17 protein-coding genes are annotated in these 21,086 nt (G+C 60.4%); 8 read left to right on the top strand and 9 right to left on the bottom strand.

Annotated elements, in window-relative coordinates:
• Window positions 1–41: 41 nt before the first annotated feature.
• The 4 genes from HKD28_RS04645 to HKD28_RS04630 all read right to left on the bottom strand — a co-directional run bounded on the left by HKD28_RS04645 (window position 42) and on the right by HKD28_RS04630 (window position 4,261).
• Window positions 42–974, bottom strand: coding sequence for a ribose-phosphate pyrophosphokinase (locus HKD28_RS04645; protein ID WP_062027866.1), 933 nt, complete (start codon window positions 972–974; stop codon window positions 42–44).
• Window positions 975–1,126: 152 nt separating this feature from the next.
• Window positions 1,127–2,005 carry a hypothetical protein gene (locus tag HKD28_RS04640; protein ID WP_194267219.1) on the bottom strand — a complete coding sequence of 293 codons (879 nt, stop codon included), beginning with the start codon at window positions 2,003–2,005 and terminating at the stop codon, window positions 1,127–1,129.
• A 100-nt stretch (window positions 2,006–2,105) separates the two neighbouring features.
• Window positions 2,106–3,053, bottom strand: coding sequence for a hypothetical protein (locus HKD28_RS04635; protein WP_194267217.1), 948 nt, complete (start codon window positions 3,051–3,053; stop codon window positions 2,106–2,108).
• Between the two features lie 89 nt (window positions 3,054–3,142).
• Window positions 3,143–4,261, bottom strand: coding sequence for an energy transducer TonB (locus HKD28_RS04630; protein WP_194261066.1), 1,119 nt, complete (start codon window positions 4,259–4,261; stop codon window positions 3,143–3,145).
• Between the two features lie 237 nt (window positions 4,262–4,498).
• On the opposite strand from HKD28_RS04630, the gene HKD28_RS04625 reads away from it, so the two are divergent.
• Entirely contained in the window at window positions 4,499–5,146 is a 648-nt protein-coding gene (locus HKD28_RS04625) for a DNA-3-methyladenine glycosylase family protein (protein ID WP_194267216.1), read from the top strand.
• A 6-nt stretch (window positions 5,147–5,152) separates the two neighbouring features.
• Here the strand turns inward: HKD28_RS04625 and HKD28_RS04620 are convergent, their stop codons facing one another.
• A complete protein-coding gene (locus HKD28_RS04620; RefSeq protein ID WP_235993296.1) occupies window positions 5,153–7,333 on the bottom strand; it encodes a putative bifunctional diguanylate cyclase/phosphodiesterase in 2,181 nt (726 codons plus the stop codon).
• Between the two features lie 45 nt (window positions 7,334–7,378).
• Here HKD28_RS04620 and HKD28_RS15680 point away from each other — a divergent pair, with 45 nt between their 5' ends.
• Window positions 7,379–7,624, top strand: coding sequence for a hypothetical protein (locus HKD28_RS15680; RefSeq protein WP_235993295.1), 246 nt, complete (start codon window positions 7,379–7,381; stop codon window positions 7,622–7,624).
• A 101-nt stretch (window positions 7,625–7,725) separates the two neighbouring features.
• On the opposite strand, the gene HKD28_RS04615 is transcribed toward HKD28_RS15680, so the two are convergent.
• On the bottom strand, window positions 7,726–8,454 hold the full coding sequence (locus HKD28_RS04615) for a hypothetical protein (protein WP_099285988.1): 729 nt from the start codon (window positions 8,452–8,454) through the stop codon (window positions 7,726–7,728).
• Window positions 8,455–8,673: 219 nt separating this feature from the next.
• Window positions 8,674–9,444, bottom strand: a complete 771-nt coding sequence (locus HKD28_RS04610) for an alpha/beta fold hydrolase (RefSeq protein ID WP_194267214.1) — start codon at window positions 9,442–9,444, stop codon at window positions 8,674–8,676.
• Between the two features lie 134 nt (window positions 9,445–9,578).
• Between HKD28_RS04610 and HKD28_RS04605 the strand changes: the two genes are divergently transcribed.
• From HKD28_RS04605 to flgA, 6 genes are all read left to right on the top strand, one after another.
• On the top strand, window positions 9,579–11,357 hold the full coding sequence (locus HKD28_RS04605; RefSeq protein ID WP_194267471.1) for a chloride channel protein: 1,779 nt from the start codon (window positions 9,579–9,581) through the stop codon (window positions 11,355–11,357).
• A gap of 99 nt (window positions 11,358–11,456) precedes the next feature.
• Entirely contained in the window at window positions 11,457–11,924 is a 468-nt protein-coding gene (locus HKD28_RS04600; protein ID WP_062027944.1) for a RidA family protein, read from the top strand.
• 33 nt (window positions 11,925–11,957) lie between these two features.
• Complete coding sequence (locus HKD28_RS04595; protein ID WP_235993294.1) at window positions 11,958–13,121, top strand: GNAT family N-acetyltransferase; 1,164 nt, start codon at window positions 11,958–11,960, stop codon at window positions 13,119–13,121.
• A gap of 82 nt (window positions 13,122–13,203) precedes the next feature.
• A complete protein-coding gene (flgF, locus tag HKD28_RS04590) occupies window positions 13,204–13,944 on the top strand; it encodes a flagellar basal-body rod protein FlgF (protein ID WP_194261071.1) in 741 nt (246 codons plus the stop codon).
• A gap of 33 nt (window positions 13,945–13,977) precedes the next feature.
• Window positions 13,978–14,769, top strand: a complete 792-nt coding sequence (flgG, locus tag HKD28_RS04585; RefSeq protein ID WP_194261072.1) for a flagellar basal-body rod protein FlgG — start codon at window positions 13,978–13,980, stop codon at window positions 14,767–14,769.
• 3 nt (window positions 14,770–14,772) lie between these two features.
• Complete coding sequence (gene flgA, locus HKD28_RS04580) at window positions 14,773–15,765, top strand: flagellar basal body P-ring formation chaperone FlgA (RefSeq protein ID WP_194267209.1); 993 nt, start codon at window positions 14,773–14,775, stop codon at window positions 15,763–15,765.
• A gap of 33 nt (window positions 15,766–15,798) precedes the next feature.
• Here flgA and HKD28_RS04575 read toward each other — a convergent pair whose 3' ends face one another.
• Window positions 15,799–17,724: an alpha/beta hydrolase family protein gene (locus HKD28_RS04575; protein ID WP_194267207.1), complete on the bottom strand. Its 1,926-nt coding sequence runs from the start codon at window positions 17,722–17,724 to the stop codon at window positions 15,799–15,801.
• Between the two features lie 5 nt (window positions 17,725–17,729).
• Window positions 17,730–21,035: an efflux RND transporter permease subunit gene (locus HKD28_RS04570; protein ID WP_194267205.1), complete on the bottom strand. Its 3,306-nt coding sequence runs from the start codon at window positions 21,033–21,035 to the stop codon at window positions 17,730–17,732.
• Window positions 21,036–21,086 lie beyond the last annotated feature (51 nt).

Raw genomic sequence — 21,086 nt, 5'->3', positions numbered from 1 at the left:
CCGTTCACGAAGAGGGGGCGTGAGGGTGGACCGGTGGACGCTCAGTCGAACAGTGAGGAAACCGAGCTTTCATCGGCCACGGCGCTCATAGCCCGGGCGAGGAGGTTGGCTGTCGTGATCTGACGGATATTCGGGGTCTCGAGGAGGGCCTCGGTCGCCGGGATACTGTCCGTCAGCGTCAGCATGTTCAACGGACTGTCTTTCACGCGCTGGCAGGCATTGCCAGTCAGAACGCCGTGAGTGACGTAAGCTTCGACGCCTTCCGCCCCACGGGCCATGAGCGCGTTGGCGGCGTTGCACAGCGAGCCGCCACTATCGACGATATCGTCGACCAGCACGCAATAGCGGCCGGCGACGTCACCGATGACGTTCATGACTTCCGACACGCCAGCGCGTTCACGCCGCTTGTCGATGATCGCGAGATCTACGTTCAGGCGCTGTGCGAGCTGGCGCGCACGGACCACGCCGCCAACATCCGGCGAGACGATGATGAGTTCCCGGTCCGGCAGGCGCGTCTTGAGGTCGCGCACGAACAGCGGTGCGGCGTAGAGGTTGTCGGTCGGGATATCGAAGAAACCCTGGATCTGCATGGCGTGCAGATCCATCGTCAGGATGCGGTTGGCACCAGCTTCCGTCAGAAGGTTCGCCACGAGCTTGGCGCTGATGGGCGTGCGGGGTCCGGATTTGCGATCCTGACGGGCATAACCGAAATACGGCATCACAGCCGTGACGCGCTTGGCTGATCCACGACGCAGCGCATCCAGCATGACCAGCAGTTCCATGAGATGGTCGTTCGTCGGCATGCAGGTGCTCTGCACGACGAAGACGTCCTCACCCCGGACGTTTTCCTGAATTTCGACGAAGACTTCGCCATCGGCAAAGCGCTTCACCACGGTCTTGCACAGAGGCATCCGGAGTTCATGGGCGACCGCACGGGCCAGCGGCAGGTTACTGTTGCAGGCTACGATCTTCATGAAAAACGGCCTCGTCCGGTGTCCGACAGGGAAGTTGCTGGCCTTCTAACAGCGCAAAGCCCCCCTGTCATCCGTCGTGTTTCATTCTTTCCGCGCACCAGTTGGCCGGTCACTGCATGCCGTGCCAGCCGGACGCGGTCTGTCAGACAGAATCAGAACTGCCAGGCTAGACCCGCATGCAGCTTCAGACCGTTGCTCAGGGCACTTGAGACGCCGGAATAAGAATAGGCTGCTCCAAATTCTGTGCTGGATTCCACCTGTCGATCATGGCCGTAGGAAATGTAGGAGTAGTCTCCTCCCGCCGTCAGGTGGAGGCGCTGGGTCATGCGGTAATCCATGCCAAGGCCGCCTTCCCACAGGGGACGGGGCTGGTTGTTGTAGGAAATGCCGGAATTGAGAACTTCCGCCCATCCGAACCGCCCACGCAGGACGAGGCGGGAGGTGAGAGCGTAATCGGCTTTCAGGCCAGCGCCCGCGAAGTAACGGCCAGAGCCGTAGCCGAAATCTCCGTCACTGCCGCTCGTGACATATCCGCCCTGAATGAAAGGCGTCAGCAGCAAGCTATCGGAGAGCAGAAGAAAGCCCTTGCCGATCTCTCCCCGATTGTCCGTGCCGTTGGAGCTGTCGTTTCCGCCAGCGGAGAACCCGTATGGTGCAGAATTGCTGGAATAGCTGCGGTAGTGGGACTTGTAGTTTCTCTGGCCATCTTCGAGCGAGAAATGGAGCGCGCCGTAAAGGTTCTCGATCCCGAAGGCGTTGAACATGACCGAGGCATCGGCCTGAAAGCCAGGGGTCCAGCCGATGGTGCGGTAGCGCGAGGTGCTTGTTGACTGTGTGATGAAGCCGGAACCGCTATTCTCCATCAGGCGGGAATTGCCGCCGCTGACGCTGTTGCGGAACGTGCCCGTCATCGAAAGGCCGATCTCACGGTTTACGGCAATGACAGGGGCCGGGTCTGCAAAAGCGGCGAGGGGAGCAAGGCCTGCACAGAAACCCAGGCTGGACAGCAGCAAACGGAAAGAAACACGCATCGGACACTCCGGATGAAAAGGCCGGAGTGATGTAACAAATTGTATTACATAAAGATACTCAGAGTTACATTAATGGAATGGAACCCCCCGTTCTTCTGTATCAGGCCGATTTTTTCGGAGGACCCTTTGTCTCCGGCAGCGGGGCATGTTCGCGGCCCGAATAGTTGGTGACGATGGTCCGCACGCCTTGGGCTGCTTCTTCGGCAGCCATGTCCGCTGTATCACCCCATGCGCCATCCAGTGAATGAGGGGCGATGTCGTGCAGCTGGGTGGCAGCGCCTGCCTCTTTCCCATCCGGCGTCAGGACATGCCAGACGATCTCAATATGGTCGACCGGATGACCGGTATTGCCCGCAGCGCCTTTCTTGAGATCGACTGTTCCGCGGACGATGAAGTCTGCACCTTTTTCGGTTGTCGTGACCGTGTTGGTCTTGTCGGGAAAGGACGAATAGAAGGCGCGGGCGAGGGAGACATTTCCGTCTCCGGGGGCACCGGTGACGCCTTTGAAGCAGATTTTTGCCGGGCGGTTCATGAGGCTGTGCGGGTCCTGCTGCATCATGTTCGCCTGAATGCCCGTCAGCAGGGTCGCAAGCTGGGGCGCTTCGTGTATGGCGGCGTCCTGAAGCGCCAGCCGGTCTCCTGCGCTCCAGGACGCCATATCCACGGCAGCCCCGTCTGTTTCCGCTCGCGCTTTTCCTTCCGGGGTCATGATGACGTAGTGGGGGACGACCGTATTCCCGTGGGTGGCCGCGCTCAGTTTCACCCACCAGTCTCCCTTTTTGCGGGGCTGTGCGATGGCGGGAACGGACTGGTTGACCATGGCCTGTGCCACATCATGGGCCCAGAGCGCGGCAGCATCGTCGGACAGCAGCGCGTTTGGCGGGGTCGGGACGGCGAGGCGCGCAGGAGGGAGATTGGCTGCCGTAAGGTATCTGGCCTGCTGCCCAGGGTCGGCGAAGGGGCGGGAAAGGCTGAAACAGCCCCCCAGAGCCAGTGGGAGGGTCAGCGGGAGACAGAGAGGCAGCAGGGCAGAACGGAAACGGCGCATCGGGGCTCCGGCAACAGGACGGTGACCTGACGGACTGTATGGGATTGCGGCTCCGATGTCGAAGCCGCGCCCTCCGTCGGCTGCTGTCCTTACCGGCGGATCAGGATGTAGTTGATCGTGACGTCGATATCGAAATGGTCACCCTTCATATCCGGCGGGACCGGCGGCAGATGTGCGCCCTGGAACATGCCGGTCGTCGCCGCATCCAGCGAATAGGAGCCGGACTGGCTCATCAGACGGACGGATTTCACATGGCCCGACCGGTCCAGCACCACATGCACCGAGGATGGACCATCCTCGCCTGCACGGGCGGCTTCTTCCGGATAGTACATATGCGCCCGGATCCAGCGGTCGATTTCCCCGCCGTAATCTTCGCTGACGCCCTTGACGCTGGTGCGGGTCTGATACGGTGCGTTGATGGCGCCGTTCAGACTGAGCGGTCCAAGAGACATGTCGATCGGACCACCGGACCCCGAGGCGCGGCCACGGTGGCGACGATAGGGCGACGGCTGTTCACCGAAGGACAGATCCATCGGATGGGCGAACGGATTGTTCCGGTCGGAGCGAACCGACCGCTGCGCGTGATGAGCATGTGGCGACGTCTGCTGGCTGCGGCGGCTTGGCGCTGCTCCGGGGGTAATGGGGGCCGGGGTGGGGGCTGTCTTGGGCAATTCGGCTGAGGGTTCTTCTGGCACTTCAGGCGCGGACGGCGTTTCAGGTGTCGGGACGGCAGGCGTCGGAGTAGATTGCTCCTTCTGCGGCTGTTGCTGGTCTTCCTGTGTTTCCTGCGGGCTCTGGGCTGAGGGAGGAGGGGGCGCACCGCCTTCTTCATGCGCCCGTGGCCCGCGCATGCTGCTTTTCGAGGGCGGGGTATCGAAAACCATCTCGACCTGCGGCTGCTCCTGCCCCGCAGGCGAGCCATGCATGCCCTGATGCTGCATCAGCAGGAAGGCCAGAATGGCCGCGTGAAGCCCCGCCGAGAAGATGAACGGAACTGTTGGCCCGTTTTCGACAATGGTTTGCGGACGCATCATCGGCGTCAGCACCGGACGGACCGGGATTGCGGGCGGGACGTAATCCCGCAGGCGTTCGCGCGTTCCGGCCGGGGCGTGCTGCGGACGTGCGGGGGCAGTCCGCGCCGAGGGGGCGAAGAGCTGCGGCTCGCGCTTCTGCGGCTTTCCAGACGTAACTGTGGCTATTCCGCTCATAGGCGGGGCCGTCCGTCGGGAAAGGACCTGGCAGAAAACAGCCGGTCGGTAAGGAGAAGGTGGCGTCGCATCATCGCCAGACCTTTTGCACCAGGGCGGTCGGGGTTGTCATCCGGCAGGCTGGTTATCCGGGGCTGGGGGTGGGCGTCTGTCTTGGCATATCATGGCAGTAATGCGAGACCCACGAAAGACACAAAGAGTCACCCGAACCTTAACTTCCGGAAAGGCGCATGTCTGATGGCTGATTATGCCACACTTCTTGGCTCCGATCCCGGTCTGGCGGCGGCCATGGCGCGTATTGGACCCTGCACCCTGAGGGGTGATGACGGGCAGGAGCCTTATGATGCCCTTCTGCGCGCCATCGCCGGGCAACAGCTTCATGGGGTCGCCGCGCGGAAGATTTTCGGACGCCTCTGCGTTCTGGGAGAGCAGGGTACCGTGGATGGAGCGCCGCCAGCGCCCGGACGGCTTCTGGAACTGTCTGAGGAAAGCCTGCGTGCCTGCGGCCTTTCGGGAAACAAACTTCTGGCCATGCGCGGTGTTGCACAGGCCCGTCTGGATGGAACCGTTCCCAGCCGCGCCGAGGCCCGGAGCATGACGGATGAAGAGCTGATCGCGCGTCTTGTCACTTTGCGGGGGATTGGACGCTGGACAGTCGAAATGCTGCTGATGTTCACGCTGAACCGTCCGGACGTGATGCCCGTCGATGATTTTGGCGTTCGGGAAGGCTGGCGGCGCCTGCGGGGAATGGAACTGCCTCCCAAACCAAAAGCGCTGAAAGAGGAAACGGCCCGCTTCTCCCCCTATCGCTCGACGCTGGCCTGGTATTGCTGGCGCGTGGCGGAGGAAGGGAAGAAAACGGCTCCCAATCCCCTGACGGCCTGAAGCAGTTCAGGACGCTTCCATCACGGCCGGGATCGTCGTCATGAACTGACGGGTATCTTCGGGGGAAAGGGGACGTGACAGCAGATAGCCCTGAACCTCCGTGCAGCCCAGACGCTTGAGGTAGGAGAGCTGTTCCTGACTTTCCACGCCTTCCGCAGTCACGGCCACGCCCAGATCGATCGACAGATCCACCACGGCGCGCACAATGGAAGCGGCGCGGGATTCGCGCAGCATGTCCCTGACGAACAGACCGTCCAGCTTGATTTTCGAGAATGGGAAGAAGCGCAGATATCCGAGAGACGAGAAGCCCTTGCCGAAATCGTCGAGCGCAATGGAAATCCCGGCGCTCTGCAGGCGGCTGAGCAGCGTGAAAGTCGCGGCATCCGGCTCCATGAAGATGTTTTCGGTCATTTCGATCTGAAGGCAGCGGGCAGGGAAGCCGGTTTTTTCCAGAACCCGGAACGTGTCTTTGAGGAAGGTTGGGGCCTCAAGCTGCCCGACCGAAACATTGATCGACAACACTAGCCCGTCCTCCCATTCGCTGGCAAAGAGGCAGGCCCGTTCCATGACATAGACACCGAGCTTCTGGATCAGCCCCGCTTCCTCGGCAAGCTGGATGATCCGCTCGGGGGGGACGCGGCCATATTCGGGATGGGACCAGCGGATCAGCGCCTCGAACCCGCAGAGCTTCTGGCTCTGGGTGTTGAAGAAAGGCTGATAGACAATGCCCAGACCGCCTTCCTCCAGCGCCTGGGGGAGCGCACGGATCAGGTCCCGGTTTCGTTTGGCGACGGTTCGCAGCTCCGGGTTGTAGAAGCGATGCGTGTGGCCTCCGAGGCTCTTGGCCTCGTAAAGCGCCAGATCACTGGCTTCCAGCAGACTTCCCACACGTTCCGAGCCGCCGATGGACAGCACGATTCCCACGCTGAGGCCGACCGCGCAGCGCACGCCTTCGCCCACCCGGATGGGCACGTTCGTCAGCGCATTGATCAGCCCGGACGCGGTGGCGGAAGCCTGGGCCGGTGTTGTCTGGCGTTCGAGCAACATGAATTCGTCGCCGCCAAAACGGTAGAGCCTGTGGCGTTCGCTCAGGGTGCGGCTCAGGACAACCGTGACTTTCCGGAGCATTTCGTCGCCGGCGGAATGGCCGTGCCGGTCGTTGATCTGTTTGAAGCCGTCCAGATCGAGGTTGAGCAGTGCGAACGCTTCTCCCGTGCGTGCGGCCTCGATGAGGTAGGTTTCCATGTCATCGAGGAAAGCACCGCGGTTGGGTAAACCGGTCAGCAGATCATGCCGTGCCCTGAAAGACGCGCTTTCCTGCGCCCAGTGCGTCTGGGTCACATCCGTTCCAACGCCCCGATAGCCGACGAAGATGCGGTCCTGAAAAACCGGACGCCCGCTGAGCGACCAGAAGCGCTGCTGACCCTGCAGGGTGCCGGACACCACGATGTCGCGGAAGAAAATCCGGTTGTCGAGGCACTGCCGCAGACGTCCAAGCCCTGTCCGTTCATCGCCGTCAAAAGCGGCCGGGCCGGCCAGATCAGACAGGATGTCAAAGAAGATGCGGGTTTCAAGCCACTCGCGGCTGTTGCCGAAGGCCGAGGCCAGACTGGCTGACACATTGCGCAGGCTTCCGGACGCGCAGGTCTCCCACAGCCAGTCGCCAGTGTCGTCATCCGCGTTGCGGAGCAGGAGCTGGACGATGCTGTTGCGCTGTTCGAGGGAATACCGGCTGACCAGAAAAGCCGTGAACAGGGTGCGGACGGCCATCGTCAGGGACAGGACAAAGAACAGATAAACCGCCATTTCGATGGCGATGTAAAAATAGAAAATACCGTGGTCGATCGTCCATGCTTCGAACAGGGCACCGCCGCAGGACAGAATGAGCATGGAGGCAATGATTTCCCCCATGCCCGTCAGAGGAACCAGTGTAATGGTCGTCGCGGTCAACCCGACCATGATGCCGGCGACCAGAACCCGGTCATTCGCGTCTCCGTAAGGAAATACGACCGGAGGCAGGGTGACCCAGCACAGGGCGAATGCGAAATTCAGACCCTTGAGAATCCATGACTGCCGAGTGTCGACCAACTTTTCGGTGGGGATTGCATAAAAGCAGATGTTGTAAAGTGCGAGCAGGAGCAGGACTGTTCCGCACAGAATCGCGCCGTAAAAAGGATAGTTCCGCATCAGGCAAAGGCCTGCGATCGGGCCACAGCTGATCTGGGGGACGAAATGGAAGAAGTTCAGACCGCGCAGAACTCTGCAACGCGAAAGGCGAATCTCTTCTTCTGCGCCTGCCGGGATCTCGGCCCGGAAGGGAAAAAGTCGCGCAAACCGCATTTGTTTCAGCAGGGTCAGGACGGCTGTCATTATGTCGCGCATGGCGGGAAGGCGACAACGGAAGCCGGTGAGACAGGCAAAGACATCATGAACCTTCCCAATAGCGGAGGAGGGGGCCACGATGACAGGAATTTATGAAGTTTTTCTTTGCAGAGAGCGAATCTGTTGCAGGCAACATCTCCGCGCCTCGGGTATGGCGCCCCGGACACGGAGATAGCTGTTAAAGAGTTAAGGTTTCGTTAGTGTGCCATTTCCGGCGTCGTGGCGTAAATCTCGTGGCTGGCTTTTTCAAACATTTCAATGCATTCGCGCATATTGGCTGTCAGCGCGGCGCGGGTGATGTCCGGGTCGTTGGACGGATAATACCCGCGGGCCAGATCCTCATCGATTTCCAGATGGGACGGGCCGTCATGTTCGTGCTCATCATGCGCCAGACCCCATGTCCAGTGCTTCTTTGCGAACAGGTTGGTGAATTTCGGTGCATGGCACAGATAGGCGGCCAGTTCTTCGGCGATGTATTCGACGGCTGCGAGCCAGGAGAAGAAGACCACGGGATCTTCACTGTCGGCATTGGCGATCAGCTTCTGGACCGTGGGAAGCGTGTCGTAATGCGTTCCGTACAGGTCGAGGCCGAATTCTTTTGCGCCATCGGCCCAGAGAATGGCGTGTGAGCCTTCCTCTTCCTTCATTTCCCGCACGGCTTCACGCGCTTCTGAAAAGAAGGTCTTGATCCGGGTCTGCCCGAAGCGCTGGACGAGCGGTTTGATGGGAAGATGGCCGACGCGCACGTCAATAGCGCGCTCGAAAGCCTGAATAAAAGGCCACCAGCCGATCATCATGGCCTTAATAGTCTCTTTATCGCCATGGGCTGCGCCCCGGGCCAATGCGGAAGAATAGATTTTCTCCCGTGTAAAGACACGCATTTCGGCACGATTTACCAAGGGCTCGGAGAACAGTAGAGCGTACATCCGCGTAATCCTGAAGAAGTTTATTACATGTGCCGTTCCGGCAGTGATGTTGTAGTCGTTAATTTTTCAGAAAAGTAACTTTTTTACTTTAATTATAATTGAATTTTTTTAAATTACCAAAATATTAATATATTAGATTTTCACTATGTTGCTTAATCGTAACGATTTGGTTCCTGAAAAACTGCCGTCTATCTGATTGGTTTGATTTCGTAACGTCTTTTACCGGGCTGGAATCTGAAGAAATTCCATCATTTCTTTCAGAAAGGCCCGGGGCTGTTCCACATGCAGCCAGTGCCCGGCATCGGGCAGGGAGTGGATCAGCGCGTGCGGGAAAAGTGCCCGGATGTGATCGTGATGTTCGGGCAGGACATAGGGCGAGGCTCCGCCGCGCAGAAAAAGGACCGGCCCCTCGTAGGGCGCAATCTGAAGGTCGGGCCAGTTTTCGATGTCATGAATGTCTCGGGAAAGCGCGTCAAAGCCGATGCTCCAGCCTGGAGAATCGCCCAGCCGGATGTTTTGCAGCAGGAGTTCGGCGACGGGACGGCTGCCTGTGATGGGCTCCAGAAGGGCCAGCCCTTCCCGGCGTTCCAGCGAGGGGGGAAATGTGAGGGTTTCGAGCTTCGAGATCATTTCGTGCTGCCCATGTCCTGTTCGGGCCGGGGCGATGTCTGCAACGAGCAGCTTCGTGACGCGCTCCGGGGCGGCGAGCGCGAGCATCATACCGACCTTACCACCCATGGAGTGTCCGACGACCGCAAAGCGCTCGATTCCCAGATCGTCCAGCGTTTCCAGAACGTCCTGTGCCATGAGGGCATAGCTGGCGGGGCCGTGCGGGCTGTGGCCGTGATTGCGCAGATCCAGCGCCAGCGTCCGGAAGGTCGCAGCTGCGCCGCGCTGGAGAAAGCCGAGATTCCGGGCCCGCCCGAACAGTCCGTGCAGGAAAACGACCGTCTCCGGGCCTTCGCCGCGTTCGATGGCATGCAGTTTCATCGGTGATCCTTCCATGACAGCTGTTGATCGGCAGCGCGCTTGCCGTCAAACAGGATCACACCTGCCGCCCGGGAGCCCGCTTGTCCACCAGTCCCGCCCCTTTTCAGGACCGTTCGCGCATCCTGCGCCAGCGGTTGAACCGCTTACAGGCGCGTCTGTTTCCTCACGCCCCCCTGAATCTGCGGACACTGGTGCGTGGCAACGAGATCTGGCTGAGCGTTCTGGCGGGGTTTGTCGGCATTCTGTCGGGGCTGTGTGTGGTCGTCATGACCCATCTCACCTTCTGGATGCACAGACTGCTTTTTGGTGTTTCGGGCGTGTCCGGCGGTCATCTGTCCGGTTTGAACGCTTTGCCCCCTATCCGGACAGTTGTCGTACTAAGCGGCGGCGGGTTGATGATCGGCCTGTTCGGGGTACTGATCGCAAAAACTATGCCGCGCAGCCCAGTGGACCCCATCGAGGCAAATGCGCTGCATGGCGGACGTATGTCGGTACGGGACAGTCTGGTCATTGTCTGTCAGACGGTTCTGTCCAACGGCGTGGGCGGTTCCATCGGGCTTGAGGCCGGATTTACCCAGATCGCGGCAGCATTTGGCTCCCGGATCGGTCGGTCATTTCGGGTGCGCCGGGAAGATCTGCGTGTTCTGGTGGGAGCCGGGGCCGGGGCCGCGATCGGGGCGGCGTTCGATGCGCCGGTGGCGGGCGCGTTCTATGCGTTCGAACTGGTGATCGGGTCTTATTCTCTGGGCAGTTTGTCCCCTGTGGCCGTGGCTGCGCTGGCAGGTGTGGGCGTGACGCGCTTTCTGGACAGTGTGCCGCCGGGCATCGTTATTCCGTCTCCCGGAGACCTGTCGTGGGAAGGAACGGCCGGGGCAGTTCTCATCAGTGTTCTGACGGCGCTGACGGCTATCGGGTTAATGTTCTGCGTCACCCAGACGGAGGGGCTGTTCCGGCGCATGCCCGGCCCGGTCTGGCTACGTCCGGCGGTGGGCGGACTGATTGTGGGAGGGCTGGCAACGCTGCACCCCTCCGTTCTGTCTGCAGGACATGAAGCGATGCGGACTGTCTTCGCCGGGAATGTTACTGCGCGAATGGCTGTCGTGCTTTTACTCCTGAAGGCGCTGGCATCGTGCCTGTGTATCGGGTCGGGGTTCCGGGGGGGGTTGTTTTTTGCGTCGTTGTATCTCGGATCGCTGGCCGGGACGATCTATGGCACGCTTCTGGCACTCTTGGGTGTTGCGCCGGATTCCGTTACGGCCTGCGCGTTGATTGGTATGAGCGCGATGGCCGTGGCGGTCATTGGTAGTCCCATGACGATGGTGTGCCTGATGCTGGAACTGACCGGCAGCGTGTCCATGAGTGGTGCCACGCTGGTGGCCGCAGTGCTCTCCCTGCTCACGGTGCGGCGCCTGTTCGGCTACAGCTTTGCAACATGGCGTTTCCATCTGCGGGGCGAATCCATCCGCTCTGCAGTCGATATCGGCTGGATGCGCTCTCTGAATGTGCGCCGGATGATGCGTGGACAGGTCAGGACCCTTCCGGCGGAGACGTCCGTGAGCAGGGCGCAGACGCTGCTTCCCCCCGGCTCGGCCCAGCGGATCGTGCTGCTTGATGAAGCGGGTCATTATGACGGCATCGTCCATCTGGCGGAACTGCATGCCGCGCCTTCCGATCAGACACCGATCAGAACGTTGGCTCTGTTCCGTAACGCCATGCTCACACCGCTCATGAATGTCCGCGAGGCGATCGAACTGTTCGAAAAAGCCGAGGCCGATGCGCTTGTGGTCGTCGAGGACCCGCAGTCCCGGCAGGTGATCGGAACCCTGACCGAACAGCACGCCCTGCGCCGCTATGCCGAGGAACTCGAACGCAGTCGCAGGAGCCTCGCGGGCGATGACAGCCTGCCAACCTGACCCGGTTCCGGCCTTTCCCCCTTGGCATCGGGCCGTTCCCGCTTCAACATATAGTCCTATCAGATGCCCGTTCCGGGCGCCCCAACCGGAGATTGTCCCATGACCGCGACCCCCGAATCCCGCCTCGCCGCCCTCGACATCACGCTGCCGGTCGCAGCTGCTCCGGTTGCGAACTACGTCACGACCGTACGGACGGGAAACCTGCTCGTCGTGTCCGGCCAGCTCCCGCTGGTGGACGGCAAGCTGCTTATCACCGGCAAGCTGGGTGACGAAGTTTCGGCCCATGCCGGTGTGGCCTGTGCCCGCGCCTGCCTTATCAATGTTCTGGCACAGGCCAAGGCCGCGCTCGACGGCGATCTTTCCCGTATCACGCGCGTTGTCCGTCTGGGCGGCTTCATTGCCTGCACGCCGGAATTCACCGACCACGCCACCGTCATGAACGGCGCGTCCGATCTGGCTGTGGACGTGTTCGGTGACGCCGGACGTCATGCACGCTCCACCATCGGTGTGCCGAGCCTGCCCGTGAATGCCCCGGTCGAGGTCGAGGCATTGTTCGAAATCGCCTGATACGGGAGAAACCGAATGGGAGAAACGGAGACCATGCCGTCCCCCGACTGGAGCCTGAGCCTTCATGCCTCGATCCACGAGATCGGGGCCGAAGCCTGGGACGCCTGTGCGGGAGCGGACAATCCCTTTGTCTCCTTCGGTTTTCTGTCCGCCCTTGAAGACAGCGGTTCCGTCGCGGACCGCTCCGGCTGGCTGGTCCGTCATGCCGCCTTGCGCGCGCCGGACAGCTCCATCGCGGCCCTCGCCCCGCTTTATGGAAAATCCCATTCCTGGGGCGAGTACGTCTTCGACCAGAGCTGGGCCCGCGCCTATGAAGCCGCGGGCGGCCGCTACTATCCCAAATTCGTCTGTGCTGTTCCGTTTTCACCGGTTCCCGGACCCAGACTCCTGTTGCGTCCCGATCTGCCTGATCCGCAAGCCATGGCGCAGGCCCTCGCGGCCGCACTTATTCAGGCGACGGCGCAGCTTGGTCTGTCGTCTTTACATGCCAATTTCTGCGATGCGGCTTCGCTGAATGCCTTTACCGACGCCGGTTATCTGCCGCGAACAGGCCTTCAGTATCACTGGCAGAATAACGGCTACACGACGTTCGATGACTTTCTGGCCGCGCTGTCCTCCCGCAAACGCAAGTCCATCCGTAAGGAACGCAGCGCCGCCCAGTCCTGCAGCCTGACCTTCAGCACGCTCCGCGGAAACGACATCACGCCGGAAGACTGGACAGCATTCTACCGCTTCTATCAGTCCACGATCGACCGAAAATGGGGTAGCGCCTATCTGACGGAGCGCTTCTTTCCCATGCTATCCGAACGCCTCGGAGACCGCGTGGTCCTGATGATGGCCTATCATGACGGAAAAGCGGTTGCGGGGGCACTGAATCTTATGGGGACGGACGCGCTGTTCGGCCGGAACTGGGGCTGCGAGGGGGACTGGCCCTTCCTGCATTTCGAGCTGTGTTATTACCGCGCGATTGCTTTCGCCATCGAGCACGGCCTCTCCCGCGTCGAAGCCGGGGCGCAGGGCGAACACAAGATCCAGCGCGGCTATCTTCCGGCCTTCACCCATTCCGCCCATGCCATTCTCGATCCCGGTCTGCGACAGGCGGTCGCTGCCTTCGTGGACGAGGAGCGGACGGTCCTGCAGGCACAGGCGACGGAACTGCTGACTCTTTCACCATATCGTCACAGCGAGTCGGGTTAAGGGCGTTCGTTTAACGATTGGGAAAGCTTTGTGCCGCTACGCTGTGCTCCGAAATCAGGATTGACCGGAGCCTGTAACGCCCATGGAGAACAGTACCTATATCGCGCTTTCGCGCATGGATGCCCAGCAGCGCGCCATGTCCGTGGTTGCGGACAACATGTCGAACGCATCGACCGTAGGCTACAAACGCGAAAATGTCCTCTTCAGTGACTTCCTGTCCCATCAGCACGGCTCCAAACAGGCCGAAGGTGCGGATACGGAATCTTATACGCAGGACCGTGCGACATATCGGGACTTTCAGCAGGGCGACATGCAGTCCACCGGCAATCCGCTGGATCTGGCGCTTGGAGGCGAGGGGTATTTTCAGGTCCGTACCGCCAATGGTGTGCGCCTGACCCGGGCAGGGCGGTTTGAGGAACAGCAGGACGGCGCCGTCGTTGATGAAAGCGGCAATGCCCTTTTGGACCGTGATGGTCAGCCGATCGTCATTCCCCAGACCGACCACCGTATCACCATTTCCGCCGATGGCGTGATCTCGACCGAAACGGGCGAACAGGGTCAGATCGGCATCGTGACGGCACAGGACGACAACAAACTTCAGGCCGAAGGCAGCAGGCTTTTGCGGACGGAGCAGCCCACAACCGCTGTGGAACGGCCCAATATCGTGCAGGGCATGGTGGAAGGCAGCAACGTCCAGATGATGACCGAAGTCACGAAAATGATGGAAATCCAGCGGAATTTCCAGTTCATGGCGCAGTTCGTAGATGCCGAAGCCACGCGCCAGAAAAACGCCATCGACAAGATCGTTCAGGTTTCGGCCTGATTATTTCCCCTGACGGGACAAGGATAATTTTCCATGCGCGCACTCGACATCGCCGGAACGGGCATGCAGGCCCAGCAGACCAACGTCGAAACGATTTCCAACAACATCGCGAACATGAGCACCACGGGATATAAACGCTCTCGCGCCGAGTTTCAGGATCTGATCTATCAGAATCTCCGTCGCGTGGGCGCAAGCTCTTCCGATACCGGGACGACTATTCCCGCCGGCGCACAGGTCGGCCTCGGTGTGAAGACGGCGGCGATCTATCGCATTAACGATCAGGGCAGTCTTGAGCAGACGAGCAACTCCCTTGATATGGCGGTTCAGGGTCGCGGTTATTTTCAGGTCCAGCTTCCTTCGGGACAGCTTGCCTATACCCGCGACGGCACGTTTTCGATGGACAATAACGGTTCTCTCGTGACCGCAGACGGCTATCTCATCAGCCCGACGATCACGATCCCCAACAATGCCCAGAGCATTTCGATTGATCAGTCTGGTCAGGTGAGTGTGCAGATCGCCGGGCAGAACAACACGACGCTCGTCGGCCAGCTTCAGCTTGGCATCTTCACCAACGAGAACGGTCTGGCCGCGATGGGGCAGAACCTGTTCACGCAGACGACGGCCTCTGGCGATGCCATGATGGGCAACCCTGAAGCCGTCGGCTACGGCAGTATCATGCAGGGTTATGTCGAAAACTCGAACGTCAATGTCGTGACCGAAATCACTGACCTCATTACGGCACAGCGCGCCTATGAAATGAACAGCAAGGTCATCACCGCGTCTGATGACATGCTGAAAACCGTCACCAATCTGGGCGGCGCGTAAAAGATGAACCGCGCCCTGCTGACGGGTGGCATTCTGCTGCTGGCGGGGTGCGAGGCATTTTCCTTTGCGTCGGCGGCGACGTTACGCACGGCCATCAATGTCGATCACCCACGCGTGCGTTTGTCGGACCTGTTCGATGATCTGGGCAAGGGGCAGGATACCGAGATCGGAGATGCTCCGGCGCTCGGAGCCAGTTATGTAGTGGGTGGCCCTCAATTGACCGCCATTGCCGCTCAGTTCGGCGTGGACTGGCCGGATGCTTCGCCTTTGGTATCTGTGACCGTAACCCACACGGCGCGGATGATTACGGCAGATGATGTCCTGCCTGTTGTCCGCGAAGGGCTGGAACTGCCTTCCGAGGCACGGGTGGAAGTGGCGCTGACCGGGTTCAAGCCGGTGCCAGTTCCGGTTGCGGATCAGGGCGCACCCGCCATTCTGCATATTGACCGTCCGCCGCATGGCAGCGAGCATTTTACGGCTCGGCTTGAGGTGCCTTCTGCCAAAGGTGGGCAGGGAACGGCTTTCAATGTGAGTGGCACGGCAACCATGGAGGTGCGTGCGGTAACCCTGCGTCACGCCATGCATCTGGGACAGCCCATCCTGCCAGACGATGTCACCATGACGTTTGTCCGCGTCGGTCTGATTCCGGATGATGCGTTACAGAACCCTGAGGATGCGGTGGGGTTGGAGGCGCGTGGCGTGCTTGCCGCTGGTCAGGTTCTCAGTGTGTCGCAACTTGCACATCCCCAGCTTGTCCATCGCGGTTCGCCGGTGGTGGCGACGTTTTCCGGCGAGAGCCTTCACCTGACGGTGTCTGGAACCGTTCTGGAAACAGGCGGGAAGGGCGATACCGTGCATGTTTACAATGCCAGCAGCCATATGGTTCTGACAGGGCGTGTTGTGGACCGGACGGAAGTGGAAGTCATTCCCGGCATCATGCCGCTTTCCGCTGACAGCAGAACCCATCAGCAGACGACGGCTCTCCCGTCTCTCTGACGGGCAGCCGCCGCTGCCCGTCAGGCCGGTGTTTTACTTCGTCAGATAGGTGTCGAACCAGTGGATGGTCCGCTGTACGGCATCGTCCCAGGACTTTGGATCGCTCATGCCGTGGCCCTGTCCCGGATAGATGACGAGCGAACTCGGCACATGCAGGGTCTGGAGCGCATGGAAAAATTCCTGACTCTGGGGCATTGGGCATTCCTCATCCGCAGAGCCGACGAAAATGAAGGTCGGAGTATGAGCCTGTCGGATATAGAGAATGGGTGAGGAATGGGCGTAGATGTCCGGGTCGTCGTAGACGGATTTTCCGAAGAAGGGTACCATCCAGCTATCGATGTTGTTTTCACCGTAATAGGACAACCAGTTTGAAATTCCGGCTCCGGCAACAGCTGCCCGGAAGCGGTTTGTCTGGGTGACGCTCCACATCGTCATGTAGCCGCCATAGGAAAATCCGGTCAGGCCCAGACGGTGGTCGTCGACAGGCGCGATTTTCTCAACCGCATCAATCCCGCGCAGCACATCGCGCAGATCGCCATGTCCGAAATCCCGGCGGTTTGCCGAAGTGAAGGCTTCGCCCTGTCCGAAGCTGCCGCGCGGATTGGGCATGAAGACGTCATAACCCGCATTCAGAAGCGCCATCGCAAGCTTGCTGTTATCGCGGAAATAGCGCGGGTTGGAGGCGCTGGACGGTCCGCCATGAACATAGGCGATCATCGGGACCTTACCGTTCTTCTCCATGCCCGGCTTGCGCGTCAGGGGTTCCAGAAGCCAGCCCTGCACGGAATAGCCATCGCTTTTCCATGTCAGACTGCGCGCCTTGAGATGCGCCGGAAGGGCTGCATTGTCCTGATTGACGGGCTTCCATTGCCCAATGGGGCCAGCGGCGATTTCCGGGGCCTTTTCAAAGCTCTGCCGGATAATGGCGGTGTGCTGCCCGGCACAGGACAGGCTTGGTTCGGAACGCCCGTTGGACAGCATCATGGTCTCTTCCCACAACGATCTCAATCCGCCTTGGAGGGACCAGATAACGCTGCGGTCTCCCTTGAGACCTGTTGCAATGAGGCCCGGCCCACACTCCCAGGAAAGGTCGGTGACGGTAGCTTTCAACCCCGGTGTCAGGTTGACGGGTTTCGCGCCAGCTTTTGTCAGATCCAGACTGTAAGCATCGCCGCCAATCGCTCCGTAGTCACTCATCAGGCCGCCGATAAAGGACACCTGTTTTCCATCCGGAGAGACACGCGGAAGGTTGAGCTGCTGTTCCTGAGGCGGGGTGTAAAGAACGGTGTCCGTCCCATTTGCGATGGCGTGGAGTTTTGCAATCCACCAATGATCGTCTCCGTTTCCCGGAGCAGCCGTGGCGACAAAGCCCTCGCCGTCCGGGCGCCAGTCATACTCATAAACATACAGATTGGCGGGCGACTGCCAGTTCAGGTGGCCATTTTCGATCGTAGCGATCCGCTGTTCGTCGATCTGTGCATTGATTTCCCCGGTCGGGGCTGCGCCTGCTTCCATTGCGCCGGGCTGTCGATGGGCGTTTTCGATCGCCAGAACGCCAAGCTGTCCTTTGGGTCCATAGGACAGCGACTGAAGGGTTCCCTTGAAGGTCAGGACCTGTGTTGCATGGTGACCATCCTTGTCCGTTTGCCAGACAGACAGGGTTTTGACGGAAGGATCTTTCAGAACATAGGCCAGTGCCTGCCCGTCGCGACGCCAGGCGAAAGCGCTGGCTTCACAGCCATGACACAGAGCCAGATTGCTGCGGGCTCCGGAGGGGAGGGTATACAGCACAGGCTGGGAAATGGTGCTTGTTGCAGGCTCCCCGACGGGTTCCTGCAATGACAGCAGTCGGCTTCCATCGGGAGAGATGGAGATGTGGTCGAAAAGCTGCACGGGGGCGGCAAGGGCCATCGTGGGGAACAGCGCGGCCAGCAGGGCGACGCGACGATAAGGGATCATGGTTTTCAGGTCCGTCTGGCGGAAGGGGCGGAGGTGCTGTGGCGACGTAGCAGACCAAGCAGCCAGTGGCACAGGCGCTTCGTTCTCGCACCGATGGCATCCATCCAAAGATAGACGATTGGCGTCGTGTAAAGGGTTAGAAGCTGGCTGACGATCATCCCGCCGAGGATGGAAACACCAAGCGGACGGCGCATTTCTGCCCCATAACCGTTGCTGATGATGAGCGGGACCGCCCCGAGTGCGGCTGCGAGGGATGTCATCAGGATGGGGCGGAAGCGGGTGATAGAGGCTTTGAAGATGGCATCTTTCGGGGAGAGTTTCTCGACACGTTCGGCATGGATAGCGAAGTCGATGACGAGAATGGCGTTTTTCTTGACGATGCCCGTCAGCAGGATGATGCCGATCATGGCGATGATGCTGAAGGACTCTCCCGCAATCCACAGCCCCAGAACCGCGCCGATCCCGGCGGAGGGCAGGGTGGAGAGGATCGTGATGGGATGGATCAGGCTCTCGTAGAGAATGCCCAGCACGATATACATCACGGCAATGGCGGCGAGAAACGCCAGTGCGCCATTGATCATGAGCTTGCGCGTGTCGCCGGCCGTTCCGGTGAAGTCACCCAGAACGCCATCGGGGGCGTGCGTGCTCTGCATGGTCTGTTTGATGAGCGCGACCGCATCGTTGTAGCTCACGCCCGTCGCCAGATCGAACGAGATGTTGGCGGAATAATAGTTGCCGCGATGGGTGATATCGAGCGGCTGCGGCTTCCACTGGATGGACGCGACGTTCATCAGCGGGATCATGGTTTCGATCAAAGATGAGACGGCGGAACCGCTGGAGGTATTGCCGGACAACTGGTTGGCCAGCGAGTTCTGGATGGAGGCCGTTGCGAGAGATGTGAAGCTGCTGGCGGAGGTGCTGGAGTCGCTGCGGGCGCGGATCAGGTTGGAGGCCACGCCGCCCGCTGCTGTCCCTGCCGAAGTGGAAATCCAGACCTGATGAAGCGTCTCGGGGTCCATCCGGTATTTCGGCGCCAGCACCATGACCACGCGGTGCTCGGTCGTGGGCAGATGGATCGTGGAGACGATGGCCTGACCATAGGAATCGTACAGGACGTTCTGGATCAACTGCGGGGTGACGCCATAGCGCGCTTCCGTATCGCGCTGGACGGTGATGTAAGCCGCGACGGACTGTCCTTCGGTCGTGGAGGAGATATTGACCAGCTTTCCCGAGGCGCGCAGGGCGTTCAGCAGGATCGGGATATAGCCGAACAGGTCCGAGACGTTGTCTCCGCGCAGGACGTAGCGGTAGCTGCCGGTGTTCTTGGAACTGCTGCCGCCCTGACTGCTGCCGCCCACACTCCAGAACGAGACGTCCGCACCGGGTTCGTTGGGCACACGTTTGCGGATGCGGTCCAGAATGGTTTCGGCGGAGACGCGTTCGTCCTTTTCCTTCAGATGGATATAAAGCTCACCGCTGTTTTTATCGTCGCTGAAAATGGTGGTGGATGTGACATCGGGGTCCGTCTGGGCGATGGCGCCGATTTCTCTCAGGCGTCGGTCGATTTCCTGAAAGGACATCGTGGAGTCGCCCTTGATGCGCCCCGCCAGCAGCGACATGTCCTGTGACGGGATGAATTCCTTGGGCATCAGCACGATGGAGCCGATCAGCACCACAAAGCTCAGCGGCAGCGTCATGCCCATCAGGACCGGGTGACGCAGACACCAGTGCATGGAGCGGCCATACTGTTTCAGTGTCCAGTCCAGCGAGGTTTCCGTGAGGAACGCGATAGAACCGATCAAGCCTTTGCGGGGCTGATCGCCGTGGTCGATTTCCAGCATCCGCGCGCACATCATCGGCGTCAGCGTGAGGGAGAGCCACATGGAAATGACGATGGCGGAAATCATCGTCATGCAGAACTCGAACATGATCGAACCCGCTCCGCCCGGCAGAAACAGCAGCGGGATGAAGACTGCGACCAGAGAGGCGCTGATGGACAGGACCGTAAAACCGATCTCCGAAGAGCCGACCAGACTGGCCGTGTAACGGTCCTTTCCTTCCTCCATATGTCGGGCGATGTTTTCCAGCACGACGATGGCATCATCGACCACGAAGCCGACTGCGATGGTCAGGGACATGAGCGACAGGACATCGAGCGTGAAGTTGAACGCCGCCATGGCTGCCAGTGTGCCGGAGAGCGCGATGGGGACCGTCACGGCCGGAATGAGTGTCGTGACGAACCTGCGGAAGAACAGCAGAATCACAAGCACGACCAGCACGACGGACAGGATCAGCGTCAGTCGCGCATCCGCCAGCGACGCGCGGATGGAGCGGGACGTGTCGAGACCCACGACCAGATTGACGTCTGCAGGCAGCGCGTCACGCAGATGCGTCAGGTTGGCGTTGATGCCGTCCACGATGGCCACGGTATTGGCATGGGGCTGGGCGGTCACGACCAGTGTGACGGCGCGGTGTCCGTTGATGTAGCTGGTCTGATAAACGTCCTGCACGCTGTCCGTGACGGTGGCGATGTCGCTCAGCCGGACGGGGTAGAAGTCGTTGCGGTATGCGATGATCAGGTCCCGGTACTGGGCTGCGTTAACGGCCTGATCGTTGGTGGACAGCATCATCCGCTGGCCGTTGCTGTCGATGAAACCCTTGGGTGTGAAGGCATTGGCCGAGGCAAGGGCGGTGCGGATGTCTTCCAGCCCGATGCCCCATTTATAGAGCGGGTTGGGATTGAGTTCGACGCGCACGGCGGGATTCGTCGACCCCACGACCTCCACACGCCCCACGCCCTTGACCTCGGCCAGCAGCGGCTTGATGCGGATATTGGCGATATCGTAAAGTTCGGCCTGTGTTTTCTGGTCTCCGGTCAGGCTCATCAGATAGACCGGGAAGCCGCCGCCATCCATTTTGAAAGCCTGCGGGTCGGCGTCCATGGTCCCCGTTGGCAGGTCGGCGCGCGCGGCGCGCAGGGCTGCCTGCGTGTCACGCAGGGCGCCGTCGATGTTCCGCGACGACGAGAACTCCAGAAAAATCTGGGCCTGTCCGGCACTGGTGTCGGATTCGATGCTTTCCAGATCCGCGATGGAGCCGAGCCTGCGTTCCAGAGGCGTTGTGACGGAGGTCGCCATCTGCTGCGGGTCAGCGCCCGGCTGGGTCGCCACGACCATGATGGATGTCGTGGTCATGTCCGGCATCGTGGCGACGGGCAGGAGCGGATAGCAGATCAGTCCCGCCATGAAGATGGCAATGGACATCAGTGTCGTCGCGACCGGGCGGTCTATGAACAGGCGGCAGAAATTCATGCGGTCAGTTTATCCATAAAACCGCGTTTCAGGTCATTACTGATAGGACAC

Origin of the sequence: Gluconobacter cadivus, from assembly GCF_015244745.1 — a bacterium.
GTDB lineage: Bacteria > Pseudomonadota > Alphaproteobacteria > Acetobacterales > Acetobacteraceae > Gluconobacter > Gluconobacter cadivus.
Note: the sequence above shows the minus strand (reverse complement) of the source record. Positions and strands in the feature narration are given on the sequence as shown.

Excerpts from the sequence above, each read along its gene's own strand:
- HKD28_RS04645 (WP_062027866.1), bottom strand. The coding sequence starts at position 974 with ATGAAGATCGTAGCCTGCAACAGTAACCTGCCGCTGGCCCGTGCGGTC.
- HKD28_RS04640 (WP_194267219.1), bottom strand. The coding sequence starts at position 2,005 with ATGCGTGTTTCTTTCCGTTTGCTGCTGTCCAGCCTGGGTTTCTGTGCA.
- HKD28_RS04635 (WP_194267217.1), bottom strand. The coding sequence starts at position 3,053 with ATGCGCCGTTTCCGTTCTGCCCTGCTGCCTCTCTGTCTCCCGCTGACC.
- HKD28_RS04630 (WP_194261066.1), bottom strand. The coding sequence starts at position 4,261 with ATGAGCGGAATAGCCACAGTTACGTCTGGAAAGCCGCAGAAGCGCGAG.
- HKD28_RS04625 (WP_194267216.1), top strand. The coding sequence starts at position 4,499 with ATGGCTGATTATGCCACACTTCTTGGCTCCGATCCCGGTCTGGCGGCG.
- HKD28_RS04620 (WP_235993296.1), bottom strand. The coding sequence starts at position 7,333 with ATGCGGAACTATCCTTTTTACGGCGCGATTCTGTGCGGAACAGTCCTG.
- HKD28_RS15680 (WP_235993295.1), top strand. The coding sequence starts at position 7,379 with ATGGAAGAAGTTCAGACCGCGCAGAACTCTGCAACGCGAAAGGCGAAT.
- HKD28_RS04615 (WP_099285988.1), bottom strand. The coding sequence starts at position 8,454 with ATGTACGCTCTACTGTTCTCCGAGCCCTTGGTAAATCGTGCCGAAATG.
- HKD28_RS04610 (WP_194267214.1), bottom strand. The coding sequence starts at position 9,444 with ATGAAACTGCATGCCATCGAACGCGGCGAAGGCCCGGAGACGGTCGTT.
- HKD28_RS04600 (WP_062027944.1), top strand. The coding sequence starts at position 11,457 with ATGACCGCGACCCCCGAATCCCGCCTCGCCGCCCTCGACATCACGCTG.
- HKD28_RS04595 (WP_235993294.1), top strand. The coding sequence starts at position 11,958 with ATGCCGTCCCCCGACTGGAGCCTGAGCCTTCATGCCTCGATCCACGAG.
- flgF (WP_194261071.1), top strand. The coding sequence starts at position 13,204 with ATGGAGAACAGTACCTATATCGCGCTTTCGCGCATGGATGCCCAGCAG.
- flgG (WP_194261072.1), top strand. The coding sequence starts at position 13,978 with ATGCGCGCACTCGACATCGCCGGAACGGGCATGCAGGCCCAGCAGACC.
- flgA (WP_194267209.1), top strand. The coding sequence starts at position 14,773 with ATGAACCGCGCCCTGCTGACGGGTGGCATTCTGCTGCTGGCGGGGTGC.
- HKD28_RS04575 (WP_194267207.1), bottom strand. The coding sequence starts at position 17,724 with ATGATCCCTTATCGTCGCGTCGCCCTGCTGGCCGCGCTGTTCCCCACG.
- HKD28_RS04570 (WP_194267205.1), bottom strand. The coding sequence starts at position 21,035 with ATGAATTTCTGCCGCCTGTTCATAGACCGCCCGGTCGCGACGACACTG.